Annotated in this window: 14 protein-coding genes; 7 read left to right on the top strand and 7 right to left on the bottom strand. The window is 68.0% G+C overall.

Features of this window, described 5'->3' with window-relative positions; genetic code table 11:
• Window positions 1–44: 44 nt before the first annotated feature.
• On the top strand, window positions 45–1,322 hold the full coding sequence (locus RN02_RS01740; protein ID WP_043312770.1) for an outer membrane protein transport protein: 1,278 nt from the start codon (window positions 45–47) through the stop codon (window positions 1,320–1,322).
• Window positions 1,323–1,823: 501 nt separating this feature from the next.
• Here the strand turns inward: RN02_RS01740 and RN02_RS01735 are convergent.
• From RN02_RS01735 to RN02_RS01725, 4 genes are all read right to left on the bottom strand, one after another.
• Entirely contained in the window at window positions 1,824–2,378 is a 555-nt protein-coding gene (locus RN02_RS01735) for a glutathione peroxidase (RefSeq protein WP_009623611.1), read from the bottom strand.
• 58 nt (window positions 2,379–2,436) lie between these two features.
• Entirely contained in the window at window positions 2,437–2,559 is a 123-nt protein-coding gene (locus tag RN02_RS34415) for a hypothetical protein (RefSeq protein WP_267853920.1), read from the bottom strand.
• On the bottom strand, window positions 2,556–3,752 hold the full coding sequence (locus RN02_RS01730; protein WP_141679843.1) for an MFS transporter: 1,197 nt from the start codon (window positions 3,750–3,752) through the stop codon (window positions 2,556–2,558). Before RN02_RS01730 ends, RN02_RS34415 begins: the two co-directional genes overlap by 4 nt.
• Window positions 3,753–3,826: 74 nt before the next feature.
• Window positions 3,827–4,243, bottom strand: coding sequence for a MarR family winged helix-turn-helix transcriptional regulator (locus tag RN02_RS01725; protein ID WP_043312766.1), 417 nt, complete (start codon window positions 4,241–4,243; stop codon window positions 3,827–3,829).
• A gap of 144 nt (window positions 4,244–4,387) precedes the next feature.
• On the opposite strand from RN02_RS01725, the gene RN02_RS01720 reads away from it, so the two are divergent.
• Window positions 4,388–6,208, top strand: a complete 1,821-nt coding sequence (locus RN02_RS01720) for an acyl-CoA dehydrogenase C-terminal domain-containing protein (protein WP_043312765.1) — start codon at window positions 4,388–4,390, stop codon at window positions 6,206–6,208.
• A gap of 194 nt (window positions 6,209–6,402) precedes the next feature.
• On the opposite strand, the gene RN02_RS01715 is transcribed toward RN02_RS01720, so the two are convergent.
• Window positions 6,403–7,767, bottom strand: a complete 1,365-nt coding sequence (locus RN02_RS01715) for a DEAD/DEAH box helicase (RefSeq protein ID WP_152623711.1) — start codon at window positions 7,765–7,767, stop codon at window positions 6,403–6,405.
• A 134-nt stretch (window positions 7,768–7,901) separates the two neighbouring features.
• Between RN02_RS01715 and RN02_RS01710 the strand changes: the two genes are divergently transcribed.
• The 5 genes from RN02_RS01710 (at window position 7,902) to RN02_RS01695 (ending at window position 12,490) form a co-directional block, all read left to right on the top strand.
• A complete protein-coding gene (locus RN02_RS01710) occupies window positions 7,902–9,272 on the top strand; it encodes an MFS transporter (protein ID WP_043312761.1) in 1,371 nt (456 codons plus the stop codon).
• A 162-nt stretch (window positions 9,273–9,434) separates the two neighbouring features.
• Window positions 9,435–10,745, top strand: coding sequence for a mechanosensitive ion channel family protein (locus RN02_RS01705; protein WP_043312760.1), 1,311 nt, complete (start codon window positions 9,435–9,437; stop codon window positions 10,743–10,745).
• Between the two features lie 118 nt (window positions 10,746–10,863).
• Window positions 10,864–11,394 (top strand): dihydrofolate reductase family protein, encoded by a 531-nt coding sequence (locus tag RN02_RS01700; RefSeq protein WP_043312759.1) that lies wholly within the window; start codon window positions 10,864–10,866, stop codon window positions 11,392–11,394.
• The gene (locus RN02_RS34410; RefSeq protein ID WP_267853174.1) at window positions 11,391–11,519 is read left to right on the top strand and encodes a hypothetical protein; all 129 of its coding nucleotides are present in this window, start codon (window positions 11,391–11,393) and stop codon (window positions 11,517–11,519) included. The genes RN02_RS01700 and RN02_RS34410 overlap by 4 nt, the downstream gene beginning before the upstream one ends.
• A gap of 368 nt (window positions 11,520–11,887) precedes the next feature.
• Window positions 11,888–12,490, top strand: coding sequence for a C40 family peptidase (locus RN02_RS01695; RefSeq protein ID WP_009623631.1), 603 nt, complete (start codon window positions 11,888–11,890; stop codon window positions 12,488–12,490).
• Between the two features lie 199 nt (window positions 12,491–12,689).
• Here RN02_RS01695 and rarD read toward each other — a convergent pair whose 3' ends face one another.
• Both rarD and RN02_RS01685 read right to left on the bottom strand, forming a co-directional pair.
• Window positions 12,690–13,601, bottom strand: a complete 912-nt coding sequence (rarD, locus tag RN02_RS01690) for an EamA family transporter RarD (protein ID WP_043312757.1) — start codon at window positions 13,599–13,601, stop codon at window positions 12,690–12,692.
• Window positions 13,598–14,461 (bottom strand): carboxylate/amino acid/amine transporter, encoded by an 864-nt coding sequence (locus RN02_RS01685; RefSeq protein WP_043312756.1) that lies wholly within the window; start codon window positions 14,459–14,461, stop codon window positions 13,598–13,600. Before RN02_RS01685 ends, rarD begins: the two co-directional genes overlap by 4 nt.
• Between the last annotated feature and the right edge of the window lie 312 nt (window positions 14,462–14,773).

The following is a 14,773-nucleotide window of genomic DNA, read 5'->3' as shown; positions in this document are numbered from 1 at the left end:
TCTTGGTAGCTTGCGCGCCGTTGACCACAGGAGTTGCTCTTACAATGAAAACAACATGGCTCAAAACCACTCTCGCACTGACGATTAGCGCTGCCTCTGCCCAGGCCCTGGCCAACGGCATCGCCATCAACGAACAAAGCGCCAGCGGCGCCGGCACCGCCTACGCGGGCCGTGCTTCCTCGGCGCTCGACGCCAGCACCATCTACGGCAACCCGGCCGGCCTGTCCAAGCTCAAGCGCACCGAAGTCAGCGGCGGCCTGGCCATCGTCGATGCCAAGGACGACATCAGCGGCGCCTCCGGCCCGGGCTCCAACAAGGGCGATTCCGTGCCCCTGGCTGCCGTACCGTTCGGCTACTTCTCCACGCCGATCAACGAAGACTTCACCGTAGGCCTGGGCATCTACGTGCCCTACGGCATCATCAACGACTACGAGAACGGCTTCCAGGGCAGCTACCACGGCTCCTACAGCAAGGTCCAGGTGATCACCGTCCAGCCGACCATCGCCTACAAGATCAACGACAAGGTCTCCGTCGGCTTCGGCCCGACCTTCAACCGCATCGACGGCCAGTTGAAGAACGACCTGGCGACCAATGTGCTCAACGGCGGCAATGGCGACACCCACATCGACATCAAGGGCGACGACACCGCGCTGGGCTACAACCTGGGCGTGATGGTCGACCTGACCGACGACACCACCTGGGGCCTGACCTACCACTCCAAGGTCGACTACCACCTGGGCGGCCACACCAAGGTCAAGAATGCCCCTGGCGCCCTGGGCCTGAACGGCAGCTACGACGCCAAGCTGGACATCACCCTGCCGGAGTCCGTGGATACCTCCATCACCCACAAGTTCAACGACAAGTGGACCGGCTACATCGGCGCCGTGTGGACCCGCTGGAGCCGCCTGGAAGCCATCGAAGTGCGCAACAGCGGCGTACCGGCCCTGGGCCAGGCACTGGGCTTCGGCACCATCGGCGAAGACCTGAAGTGGCACGACACCTGGTCCGGCTCGATCGGCGCGTCCTACCAGCTGAACCCGGAATGGGTGCTGCGCGCGGGCTATGCCTACGACCCGTCGCCGACCGACAACGACTACCGCAACGTCCGCATCCCGGTGGGCGACCGCCAGATCGTCACCTTCGGCGCCGGCTGGTCGCCGAACCCGGACCTGACCGTCGACTTCGCCTACGCCTACCTGTGGGAAGATACCGCCAGCGTCAACGTCAAGGACGGCACCGGCATCGGTCTGCAACCGGCCTACAGCGCCAAGTACGACAACAGCGCCAACGGTCTGACCGCGCAAGTGACCTATCGCTTCTGATAGGCGCGAGCGCACGGGGAAGAGCCGGGCAGATGCCCTGATGCCATTCCCTTAAAAAAATGCCGTTTCTCTTCATGGGGGAAACGGCATTTTTTCATTTGGGATGGCGAGCGCGGGACATGGTTCCATCGCGGACAAAGTCCGCTACGACGCCAGGAAAGCACGGGCGCAGGAGCAACTGTCTTGCGCCGAGGTGCTCTTCGTAGGATGGGTTGAGCTTGCGATACCCATGCTGCCGTGGTGATGGGTATCGCTTCGCTCAACACCATCCTACGAAAAGCCGTGCTTCCTGGAACCGTAGGACTCCGTCCACGATTGGACTCACCGGCCACGCCGGACACCCCGGCGGCACGGCCAACGGCGGATAACCGCGAACGGTTATCCGCCCTACGAACTTGCCGGCTGACGCTGCATTATCCGCCCACCCCGAACGGCCCCCTCTCCCTCCGGGAGAGGGCTGGGGTGAGGGAGCGGAGCCACGCTGGACCGGTTCTTCCATCTTCACGGCTGGCTGGCGATGGCCTTCTCGATAGCCGCCTGCAAGGCCGGATCGTCCGGCTTGGTCAGGCTGGGGAACTGCGCCACCACCTTGCCCTGGCGGTCCACCACGTACTTGTAGAAGTTCCAGCGCGGCGCCTGGTCGGCCTGGCGCGCCAGTTCGCGGAACAGCGGGATGGCGTCGTCGCCGCGCACCGGCTGCACCTGGGTCATGTTGAAGGTCACGCCGTAGTTGCCGTAGCAGACCTGGGCGGTCTCGGCGGCGTCGTCGGCCTCCTGCTTGAAGTCGTCCGAGGGCACGCCCAGCACTTCCAGGCCCTGGCCCTTGTAGCGCTGGTAGATCGCCTCCAGGCCCTTGAACTGCGGGGTGAAGCCACAGTGGCTGGCGGTGTTGACCACCAGCAGCGGCTTGCCGGCGTAGAGCCCGCAGAGGTCGAGGTCGACCTTCGAGCGCAGCTTCTGCAGGTGCCCCTGCTGCGCCAGCAGCGGCGGGCAGTCGGCAGCCTGGGCGGCCAGGGGCAGGCAGCACAGCAGGCCGAGGAACAGGTAGCGGGACATGGCGATTCTCCTTCTTCGATCGAAGGACGCTACTCCCCTGCCCCGCCCGCGGCAATCCTCAGAAGCAATGGCCCAGGCCGGCCTGCAACAACGCCATGCCGCCATGCCGCCAGCCCCACCAGGCCAGGCCCAGCAGCGCCGCGGCCAGCACGGCCGCGCCCAGGCGCAATAGCGGCCTCACGCTACCTCCGCGGCGCCCAGGCGCGCCACCGGACGCTCGCGCACCGGCCAGTTGAGCAGGCCGGCGAGCAGCGAGAGGAGAATGGCGATCCGCCAGACCAGGTCGTAGTTGCCGGTGTGGTCGTAGACATAGCCACCCAGCCAGCCGCCAAGGAAGGCGCCGATCTGGTGGAACAGGAAGGTGATGCCGCCGAGCATCGACAGGTTGCGCACGCCGAACAGGGTGGCCACGGTGCCGTTGGTGAGCGGCACCGTGGACAGCCACAGCAGGCCCATGGCGATGCCGAAGGCGTAGGCCGTCCACACCGTCAGCGGCGCCCAGAGGAAGGCCAGGATCACCAGGCCGCGGATCAGGTACAGCGCGGTCAGCAGCTTCGGCTTGCTGAAGCGCCCGCCGAGCCAGCCGGCGATGTAGGTGCCGAACACATTGAACAGCCCCACCAGCGCCAGCACCGTGGTGCCGACGGTGGCCGGCAGGTGGCGGTCCACCAGGTAGGCCGGCAGGTGCACGCCGATGAACACCACCTGGAAGCCGCAGACGAAGAAGCCCAGCGACAGCAGCCAGAAACCGGAATGCCCGCAGGCCTCGCGCAGCGCCTCGCCCAGGGACTGCTCGTGGGATTGCACCGGCAGCGGCTTGTCGCGCATCAGCCCGGCCAGCGGCACGATCAGCGCCACCAGCAGGCCGAGGGCGAGCAGCGCCGCTGACCAGCCGAGCCAACCGATCAGGCCGAGGGTGCCGGGCAGCATGGCGAACTGGCCGAAGGAGCCGGCGGCGGCGGAAATGCCCATGGCCATGCTGCGCCGCTCCAGCGGCACAGCGCGGCCGACGGCGCCGAGGATGACCGAGAAGGAGGTGCCGGACAGGCCGATGCCGATCAGCAGCCCGGCGGACAGCGACAGGCTCGCTGCCGAGTCCGAGTAGCCCATCATGACCAGGCCCAGGGCGTACAGCAGGCCGCCCACCAGCACCGCGCGCGCAGCGCCGAAGCGGTCGGCCAGGGCGCCGGTGAAGGGCTGGGCGATGCCCCAGATGAGGTTCTGCAGGGCGATGGCGAAGGCGAACACCTCGCGGCCCCAGCCGAACTCGGCGCTCATGGGCGCGAGGAACAGGCCGAAGCCGTGGCGGACGCCCAGGGACAGGGCCAGGATCAGGGCGCCGGACAGCAGTATCCAGAAACCCGCACGCGACAGCTTGGACATTGTTCTTCTCGCTCCAACAGGGGTATATACCCGCATTAATCCATACGAACGCCTTGGCAGGGCGTTCAATCGAGGGCTTCCAACTCCCCCAGCAGCGCCATCAGCTGCTCGCGGCGCTCCACCCCGAGGCGTTCGTACATCCGCCGCTGCGCCGCTTCCCAGGGCTGCGCGCCCTGCTCCAGGCGCTCGCGCCCGGCGGCGGTGAGCAGCACCAGGCGGTTGCGCTGGTCGCCGGCGTCGCCCTGCAGCTCCACCAGGCCCTCGGCCTGCAGCGGCCGCAGGTTGCGCCCCAGGGTGCTGCGATCCAGGCCCATGGCCTCGGCCAGCTCGGAAATGCTCGGTCGCTCCAGGCGCGCCAGGTGGCGCAGCAGGGAAAACTGCGCAACCGTCAGCCCGATGCCCTGCAGGGCATCGTCATAGACGCGGGTGACACCTCGGGCGGCGCGGCGCAACTGGGTGCAGAGGCATTGGGTGGTCAGCATGATACGTGTATATACCCGCGATACCCGCGAAGGTCAATCGCGGTCGATTGTCCGATCTGCCAGGCGCCGGCTGTTGCCGCTGCCAAGGCCAGACCGGGTGCGCGGCCGTATAACTGCGCCCACCGTCCTTCCGAGATCACCGCGATGCCCGTCTACAAAGCCCCGCTGCGCGACACCCGCTTCCTGCTCAACGAGGTCTTCGACTTCCCCGAGCACTACCGCAACCTGATCAACGGCGCCGAGGCCACGCCGGACATGGTCGACGCCATCCTCGGCGAATGCGCGAAGCTCTGCGAGGAAGTGATCGCCCCGCTCTACCACTCCGGCGACGAGGAAGGCTGCCACCTGGAGAACGGCGAGGTACGCACGCCCAAGGGCTTCAAGGAAGCCTACGACGCCTACGTGGCCGGCGGCTGGCAAGGCCTGTCGCACCCGGTGGAATACGGCGGCCAGGGCCTGCCGATGAGCCTGGGCGCGCTCAAGCAGGAAATGCTCGGCACCGCCAACTGGCCCTTCTCCATGTACCCGGGGCTGTCCCTGGGCGCCATGAACACCCTGATGCAGCACGGCACCGAGGAGCAGAAGCGCACCTACCTGACGCCCCTCACCGAAGGCCGCTGGGGCGGCACCATGTGCCTCACCGAGCCGCAGTGCGGCACCGACCTGGGCCAGGTGAAGACCCGCGCCGAGCCCAACGCCGACGGCAGCTACGCCATCACCGGCAGCAAGATCTTCATCTCCTCCGGCGAGCACGACCTCACCGAGAACATCGTGCACATCGTCCTCGCCCGCCTGCCCGACGCGCCCAGGGGCACCCGCGGCATCTCGCTGTTCATCGTGCCCAAGTTCCTGCCCGGCGAAGGCGGCGGCCTCGGCGCGCGCAACGGCGTGGTCTGCGGCGCGCTGGAGAAGAAGATGGGCATCAAGGCCTCGGCCACCTGCGTGATGAACTTCGACGGCGCCACGGGCTTTCTCATCGGCCCGGCGAACAAGGGCCTGGAATGCATGTTCACCTTCATGAACAGCGCGCGCATCGGCACCGCCATTCAGGGCGTGGCCACCGCCGAGCTGGCCTACCAGGGCGCCCTGGCCTATGCCCGCGAGCGCCGCTCGATGCGCGCGCTGTCCGGCGCCAAGGAACCGGAACAGGTGGCCGACAGCCTGATGCACCACGGCGACGTGCGGCGCATGTTGCTGACGCAGAAGGCCGTGGCCGAGGGCGGCCGCGCGCTGGTCTACCTGGCCACGCAGTACGCCGACAAGATGATCCAGGGCCTGCTCACCAACGACAACGCCGAGTACGAGCGCTGGGACGACAAGCTCGGCTTCCTCACCCCGATCCTCAAGGGCTGCCTCACCGAACTGGGCCTGGAGAGCGCCAACCTGGGCATGCAGGTGTTCGGCGGCCACGGCTACATCCGCGAGCACGGCATGGAGCAGATCGTCCGCGACGCGCGCATCGCCACGCTCTACGAAGGCACCACCGGCATCCAGGCCCTGGACCTGCTCGGGCGCAAGGTGCTGCTGATGACCCAGGGCAAGGCGGTGCGCGACTTCACCAGAGTGATGGCGAAATTCGCCACCGGGCTGCTCAAGGAAGAACCGGCCATGCGTGGTCGCGCGCTGACGCTGCTGAAGCTGTGCGCGCAATGGAACCTGCTGACCCTGCGCATCGCCCTGAGCGCCCGCAAGCAGCGCGACCTGGTGGGCACCGCCAGCCACGACTACCTGATGTTCTCCGGCTACGTCGCCCTGGCCTACGCCTGGGCGCTGCAGGAAGCCACGGCCCGCAAGCGCCTGCGCCAGGGCGGCAGCGAGTCGAGCGACTTCTACAAGGCCAAGATCGCCACCAGCGACTTCTACTTCGCCCGCCTGCTGCCCCGCACCAAGGGCCACGCGGCAGCCATGGGCAAGCCGGTGCGTTCGGTGATGGGGCTGAAGGCGGAGCATTTCGCCTTCGAGTGATCCGGGACGCCCGCCAGGTCCCGGCAGTTGTTGTAGGGTGGGTTGAGCTTGCGAAACCCATGCGGTCATGGCGATGGGTATCGCTTCGCTCAACCCATCCTACGGGGCTGTTCGGCGTGTGCGAGAAGGTCGGCGCCAACCTGTAGGAGCGCGCCCTGCGCGCGATCGCGGGCAGAGCCCGCGCGGGCTACGGCTTACTCGGCAGCCGGCTTCTTGCGCTTGAGCGGCGCCATGCCGTCGTCGCTGACCACCGACGAGGGCGCCGCCTTCGGCTTGTTCGCCGGCTTGCGCTTGGCGGCGGGCTTGGCCCCGGCCTTCTTGCCGGCATCGGTCTTTTTCTTCTTGGTGCCGGCGGCCTTGCCCGAGGCCTTGACCTTCTTCGGCCCCTTGTAGCTGCCCTTGAGCTCCTTGATGGTGCGCTGTTCGAAACGCACCTTGAGGTAGCGCTCGATGCTCGACATCAGGTTCCAGTCGCTGTGCGACACCAGCGAGATGGCCAGGCCGGCCTCGCCCGCGCGGCCGGTGCGGCCGATACGGTGCACGTACTCGTCGCCGCGGCGCGGCATGTCGAAGTTCAGCACCAGGTCCAGGCCCTCGACGTCCAGGCCGCGGGCGGCCACGTCGGTGGCGACGAGGATCTTCACCGCGCCCTGCTTCAGGCGCTCGATGGCCAGCTTGCGGTCCTTCTGGTCCTTCTCGCCGTGCAGCACGAAGACCTTGTGCCCGGCGGCGATCAGCCGGCCGGTCAGGCGGTCGGCCTGGACGCGGGTATTGGTGAAGACGATGGCCTTTTCGAAGGTCTCGTTCTCCAGCAGCCAATGCAGGATGGCTTCCTTGTGGGCGTTGTCGTCTACCAGGATGACCTGCTGCTGGATGTCCTCGTTCAGCTCGCTGACGCGGTTCAGCTGCAGGCTTTCCGGCTCGCGCAGGACCTGCTCGACCATCGCGTGCAGGCCGCTGCCGGCGGTGGCGGAGAACAACAGGGTCTGGCGCTGCGCCGGGCAGGCGCCGGCAAGCTTGAGCACGTCCTCGGCGAAGCCCATGTCGAGCATGCGGTCGGCCTCGTCCAGCACCAGCACCTCGACGTCGCCCAGCGGCAGGTTGCCGGCGTTGAACTGCTCGTTCAGCCGGCCGGGGGTGCCGATGATGATCTCCGGGTTCTTGCGCAGGCGCGCGCCCTGCACCTTGAAGTCCTCGCCACCGGTGATCAGGCAGGCCTTGATGAAGGTGAACTGGGCGAAGCGCTCGACTTCCTTGAGGGTCTGCTGGGCCAGCTCGCGGGTCGGCAGCAGGATCAGCGCGCGGGCGCCGGTCTTGGGCTTCTCTTCGCTGAGCAGGCGGTGCAGCAGCGGCAGCACGAAGGCGGCGGTCTTGCCGCTGCCGGTCTGCGCGGTCACGCGCAGGTCGCGGCCCTCCAGCGCCTTCGGGATGGCCGCGGCCTGGACGGCGGTCGGCTCGGTGAAGGACAGGGTTTCCAGCGCCTTGAGCAGGCGTTCGTGGAGGGCGAATTGGGCGAACAAGGCAGACCTCGGGAAGACGAAAAGACCAAATAGCTGCATAGCCTAACGGTTGCCGCGCCCGAAAGCAGGTTTTATTCGCCGGTCGCGATCCGCACGCCCCGTGTCGCCCTCGGGCAAGTCCACCGCGCAGGCCCATCCCAGACTGGCCGCAGGACAGCCTAAGGAGTGTCGAGATGCCGCATCGCCCCACTGCCGCCGAGCGCCTCGAGCGCCTGCCGCTGAGCCCCTACCACCGGCTAATCTTCGTGATCATCGCCCTGGCGTTCTTCTTCGACTCCATGGACCTGGCGATGATGACCTTCCTGCTCGGCTCGATCAAAGCCGAGTTCGGCCTGTCCAGCGCCCAGGCCGGGCTGCTGGCCAGCTCCAGCTTCTTCGGCATGGTCCTGGGCGCGGCGCTGTCGGGCATGCTCGCCGACCGCTTCGGGCGCAAGCCGGTGTTCCAGTGGAGCATCGTGCTCTGGGGCCTGGCCAGCTACCTGTGCTCCACCGCCGGCGACGTGCAGAGCCTGACGCTGTACCGCGTGCTGCTGGGCATCGGCATGGGCATGGGCATGGAATTCCCCATCGCCCAGTCGCTGCTCTCGGAGATGATCCCGGCCAGGGCCCGCGGCCGCTACATCGCCCTCATGGACGGCTTCTGGCCGCTGGGCTTCATCGCCGCCGGCTGCCTGTCCTACTTCGTGCTGCCGGCGGCCGGCTGGCGCAGCCTGTTCCTGCTGCTGGCCTTCCCGGCGCTGTTCGTCCTGGCCATCCGCTTCATGGTCCCGGAATCGCCGCGCTGGCTGGAGCAGGCCGGGCTGGCGGACAAGGCCGAGCGCTCGCTGCAGCGCATCGAGGCGCGGGTGATGGCCTCGCTGAAGCTATCCAGCCTGCCCGAGCCGCAGGCCCTGGCGCGCCCCGAGCCGAACCGCCCGGGCTTCTTCAGCGCCTTCGCCGAACTCTGGTCGCCGGCCTACCGCAGCCGCACCCTGACGGTCTGGAGCCTGTGGTTCTTCGCCCTGCTCGGCTTCTACGGGCTGACTTCCTGGCTCAGCGCGCTGCTGCAGCAATCCGGCTTCGCCGTGACGCAGTCGGTGTACTACACGGTGCTGATCTCCCTGGCCGGCATCCCCGGCTTCCTCTGCGCCGCCTGGCTGGTGGAGCGCTGGGGCCGCAAGCCCAGCTGCGTGCTGATGCTCCTGGGCGGCGGCGCCATGGCCTACGCCTACGGGCAGACCGCGGTGTTCGGCGGCAACCTGGCGCTGCTGATCGGCTTCGGCCTGGCCATGCAGTTCTTCCTGTTCGGCATGTGGGCGGTGCTCTACACCTACACTCCGGAGCTGTACCCCACCTCGGCGCGCGCCACCGGCTCGGGCTTCGCCTCGGCGGTGGGCCGCGTCGGCTCGCTGCTGGGGCCCACGGTCAGCGGCCTGGTCCTGCCGGTGGCCGGCCAGGGCGGCGTGTTCACCCTCGGTGCGCTGTGCTTCCTGGTCGCCGCGGCGGTGGTCTGGGGCTTCGGCATCGAGACCCGCGGGCGCACCCTGGAGGAGCTGGCGGGCTGAGGTTACATTTCGGAAATATCCTGCTCGGCCCTGCCGCTAGCCTGCCGTTACAATGCCGCGCTCATCCCGGCCACCGCGGCCGGGCCTTCGCGGCTACCCCGTAGCCTCCGCACCACGCGCCACCCCGCACTGGCGCCCCGATCCAAAGGATGTTTCCGGCCTATGGACCTTTCCTCTCCCCTCGCCACCCTCCAGGGCTACTGGGCCCTGCTCGACCAACACCCGCTGACCAGCGCCGCCCTCGGCCTCGTCATCCTCCTCGCAGTGGCCTGGATCGTCGGCCGCCTGGCCCGCTTCCTGGTCCGCCGCGCCGCCGACCTGCTGGCGCGCCAGCCGGCCCTGAGCTGGCTCGCCGACCTGCGCGACAACCGCGTGTTCCAGCGCCTGGCGCAGACCGTGCCGTCGCTGGTGGTGCAGTTCGGCCTGGCGCTGATCCCCAACCTCACCGGCAGGCCCGAGGCCTTCCTGCGCAACCTGGCCATGGCGGTCACCGCGCTGTTTCTGCTGCTGGCCCTGAGCGCCCTGCTCGACGCCCTGCTGGACATCTACGCGCGCACCGAACACGCCCGCACCCGCTCGATCAAGGGCTACGTGCAACTGGCCAAGCTGTTCCTCTTCGTCTTCGGCGGCATAGTGGTGGTGTCGATCCTCATCGACCGCTCGCCAATGCTGCTGCTCTCCGGCCTGGGCGCCATGTCCGCGGTCCTGCTGCTGGTCTACAAGGACACCCTGCTGAGCTTCGTCGCCAGCGTGCAGCTGACCAGCAACGACATGCTGCGGGTGGGCGACTGGATCGAGATGCCCCAGGTCGGCGCCGACGGCGACGTGGTGGACATCACCCTGCACACGGTGAAGGTGCAGAACTGGGACAAGACCATCGTCTCGGTGCCCACCTGGCGCCTGATGTCCGAGTCGTTCAAGAACTGGCGCGGCATGCAGCAGTCCGGCGGGCGGCGCATCAAGCGCAGCCTGTACCTCGACGCCAGCCAGGTGCGCTTCCTCGACGAGGCCGAGGCGCAGAAGCTGTCCGGCGTGCGCCTGCTGACCGACTACCTGCGGCGCAAGCAGGACGAGCTGAGCGAGTGGAACCAGGCCAACGCCGGCAACGTGCCGCTGTCGGCCAACCGCCGGCGGCTGACCAACATCGGCACCTTCCGCGCCTACGCCGAGGCCTACCTCAAGGCCCACCCGGACATCCATCCGCACATGACCTGCATGGTCCGCCAGCTGCAGCCCGGCGCCGAAGGCGTGCCCCTGGAGATCTACTGCTTCACCCGCACCACCGCGTGGCTGGACTACGAGCGCATCCAGGGCGACATCTTCGACTACCTGATGGCGGTGCTGCCGGAGTTCGGCCTGGGCGTCTACCAGCAGCCCAGCGGCCAGGACCTGCGTGGCGGGCTGCAGGGTTTGCTGCCGACGCCGGCGGCTCGTAGCGAACGCCACCCGGCGCTGGACATGGAACAGGCCTGAGAACCCCGCGCCAGGCTCCGATCGGACGGGCGACAGCCCCCGGCCTGGCCGCCCGCCCGGGCCGGTGCCATGCTCAAGGCAGGCGCGCGCTTCCGCGCGCCTTTCCCGGAGAAACATCGTGTCCGCCACCCTCATCTATTACGTGGCCAGCAGCCTGGACGGCTACATCGCCCGCCCCGACGGCAGCGTCGACTGGCTGGACGCATTCGACGGCCATGACGACGACCATGGCTATTCAGCCTTCTACGCCGGCATCGACGGCCTGCTGATGGGCCGCGGCACCTACCTGCAATGCCTGGACTTCGGCGACTGGCCCTACCCGGACAAGCCGGCCATCGTCCTCACCCGCGCCAACCAGCTGCCGCTGGCCTCGCCCCGGGTGGAACTGCAGCACTGCCCGCCCAGCGAAGCCCTGGCCAACCTGGAGGCCCGCGGCTGCCAGCGCATCTGGCTGGTGGGCGGCGGCAGCCTGGCCGGCAACTGCCTGGCGGCGGACTTGCTCGACGAGGTGATCGTCAGCATCATTCCGCACCTGCTCGGCGCCGGCATCCCGCTGTTCGGCATCGGGCTCGAACGGCGCCTGCAGTTGCTGGAACAGCGCAGCTTCCCCAGCGGCATCGTGCAGGTGCGCTACCAGGTCCTCAAGTGAGCCCCCGCGCCGCCGCCGAACCGGAAGAGCTGGCCTGGCTGGAAGACGGCCGCCACCCCGAGCCGCTGGCGCTGCTGCTGCGCGAAAAAGTCCTGCCGGCGCTGCGCGAACACCTCGCCGACTGACGAAAATCGTCAGAGGGCCTGCATTTCGTCGGGTTTTTCCCTGCGACATCAGGTCCCACTCCACGCCCTTCCCGCCCCCTTCCGGCCCCCTTCGCGCGAACCTGGGCCATCTCCCGGCAACCCGCCTGGCATAGGGCTTTCGGCTATAAGGTCGGCGCCCGACCGGGCAGTCCGAACACATGTCACCGAATGCCCGTCGAGTCACACGGCGCTCCCCACAAGCGACGGACGGTCAAAACACTGTCACGAAAAGTCGGTCAGAATGCGCGGAATTTTTCGCGGACCAAAGGAAACCATCGCCCGCCGAAGAGCAACGGCGATCCAGCGGAGTCTGGGTTACATCCACAACCAGAAAGAAGACATGCCGAATGCGCAGTACCCTTTTGACATGCCTTTCCATAGGCTTGGCAGCCAGTTTGGCCGCCGTTGTAACCGGGGTGGAAGCTTCCCCACGGGCCTCGCGTTCCTACGCGCCCGCCCCTCTCGAACTCCGTGTCCCGGTACAGGGCAAGGAGCTGCTGAGCATCGCCCAACCGGCGAAGCAGCAGCCCAGTGACGCCCACCAGGTCACCCAGCGCGCCTTCAGCATGATCGGCACGCCCTACCGCTGGGGCGGCACCTCGCCCAAGGGTTTCGACTGCAGCGGCCTGGTCAAGTACGTGTTCCGCGACGTCGACGACGTCGAGTTGCCGCGCACCGCCCGGGCCATCTACCAGAGCAGCAACCCCAAGGTGGCGCGCCGCGACCTGCAGCCCGGCGACCTGGTGTTCTTCCGCATCCGCAGCCGCAACGTCGACCACGTGGGCATCTACGTCGGCAACGACCGCTTCGTCCACGCCCCGCGCCGCGGGCAGCGGGTGAAGGTGGCCAACCTCAACGACAAGTACTGGCAACGCCATTACCTGGCGGCCAAGCGCGTGCTGCCGGAGACCCTGGCCAAGGCCGATCTGCCGGGCAATCGCTTCGAGTAAGGGCCCGCGCCGCAAGAACAAGGACGCCGTTTTCCCGGGCAGGGAAAACGGCGTTTTTCATGGGCGCGGGGCCAACGGCGATAACCGCGAACGGTTATTCGCCCCACGGTTGGGCAGGGCTGTAGGAGCGGGCCCTGCCCGCGAATCGCGCGCAGGGCGCGCTCCTACATTGAAATGGAGTGGCTGAAAGCGTGCCTCATCACGCCCCACCACCCCGCCGCTCGCGCCGCGCCTGCTTGCGCAGCAGCCGCGCGCTGTCCCAGCCGGTGAGCAGGATGGCCAGCCAGATCGGCCCGTAGGTCCACAACTGCTGCGGCTGGAACGCCTCGCCGAGGAACAGCACCGCCAGCAGGAACAACAGCATCGGCTCGACATAGCTGAGGATGCCGAACAGCCCCATGGGCAGCAGCCGGCTGGAGGCCATCATGGCGGCGAAGGCCAGGGCGCTGATCAGCCCCAGCATCGGCAGCAGCGCCCACAGCCGCGGCGTCTCGGCGAACACCTGGAGGTCGCCGAAGTGCCAGATGGTCCACAGGGCGAAGGGCAGCAGCACCAGCATCTCGAAGACGAAGCCGGACAGCGCGTCCACGCCCATGCGCCGGCGCAGCATGAAATACGGTGGATAACCCAGGGCGGTGATCAGGCTGAACCAGGAGAAGGCGCGGGTCAGCCACAGCTCGTGGAGCACGCCGACCAGCGCGCAGGCCACGGCGATGCCCTGCAGCGGCGTCAGGCGCTCGCCGTAGAACAGCCGGCCGCAGAGCACCATGGTCAGCGGCAGCAGGAAGTAGCCCAGGGACAGCTGCAGGGTCTGGCCGACCATGGGCGCGTAGATGAACACGCCCCACTGCACCAGCATCATCGCCGCGCTCAGCGGGAAGCACAGCAGCAGCCAGCGCTCGCGCAGCAGGCGCCGGCCGGCATCGCGCAGCACGCCGCCCTGGCCGGTGAAGGCCACCAGCAGCAGGACCATGGGGATCGACCAGACCACCCGGTGCGCCACGATCTGGATGCTGTCCAGCGGCGCCAGCCAGCGCAGGTAGCCCGGCAGCGTGACGAAGAGCACCGAGGCGGCCAGGGAAAGGACGACGCCGCGACCGGAAATGTTCATGCCACGGCCCTCCGCGCCAGCCCCAGGCGGTTCACCCAGAGCGACGCCACTATCACCCCGCCGCCCAGGGCCAGGCGGACCAGGTCGGCATGTTCGTTCCAGATCAGCAGGTTGATCAGCAACCCCACCGGCACGTGCAGGTTGTTCATCACCGCCAGGGTGCCGCCATCCACCAGCGTAGCCCCCTTGTTCCACCAGAACTGCCCCAGGGCGGTGGCCAGCAGGCCCATGAACAGCAGCACCAGCCACTGCACCTCGGTGGTCGGCAGCTTGGCCGGGTTGCCCAGCAGCGCCCAGCCGGGCAGCGCGACCAGCAGCGCGCCGACGAAGAAGTAGCCGAAGCGCCGGTACTGCGGGATGTCCGAGGGGTAGCGCGCCACCAGGTGCTTGTACAGCACCTGGCCGGCGGCGAAGGTGGCGTTGGCCAGTTGCAGCAGCAGGAAGCCTTCGATGAAGTCGCCGCTGACGCCGTCGTAACGGATGATCGCCGCGCCCAGCACGGCCACCGCCGCGGCCAGCAGCGCCCAGGGGTTGAAGCGGCGGTTCAGGGCGTCGTCGATCAGCGCCACGTGCAGCGGCGTGAGCACGGTGAACAGCAGCACCTCGGGCACCGTCAGCACCCGGAAGCTCTGGTACAGGCAGACGTAGGTGATGCCGAACTGCAGCGCGCCGACCAGCATCACCCCGCCGATGAAGCGCGGCGCCACCCCGCGCCAGCGCGTCAGCGGCAGGAACACCGCGCCGGCCAGCAGCACCCGGGTGAGCACGGCGAAATAGCTGTCGACCTGGCCGGCGAGGTATTCACCGATCAGGCTGAAGGAAAACGCCCAAAGGACGGTTACGAAAAGCAGGTAAGGCATGACCGAACAGGCGCACCGAAAAGGGGCGTGGAACATAGCGGTTTTGCCGGGGCGAAGAAAGGGCCAGGGCGCTGTCCGGCATGAACGGGAGGTTCAGCGTCGACCTGTAAGCGGGCCCTGCCCGCGATTCGCGTGCAGGGCGCGCTCCTACATGGGAACGACGTGGATAGGATTCATCCGCGATCCCGCCGGCAGGGCCGGCGCCCCATGTCATCGCACTGCTGTCCGGCACGCCTCATGCTATTAACAGCTGCCCCTGACGCAGGTTGATCTCGCGCATTCGCTCTTGCCGTCGTCGGTAACGTTCAGCCT

This window comes from Pseudomonas sp. PI1 (assembly GCF_000812405.1).
Lineage (GTDB): Bacteria > Pseudomonadota > Gammaproteobacteria > Pseudomonadales > Pseudomonadaceae > Pseudomonas > Pseudomonas citronellolis.
Note: the sequence above shows the minus strand (reverse complement) of the source record. Positions and strands in the feature narration are given on the sequence as shown.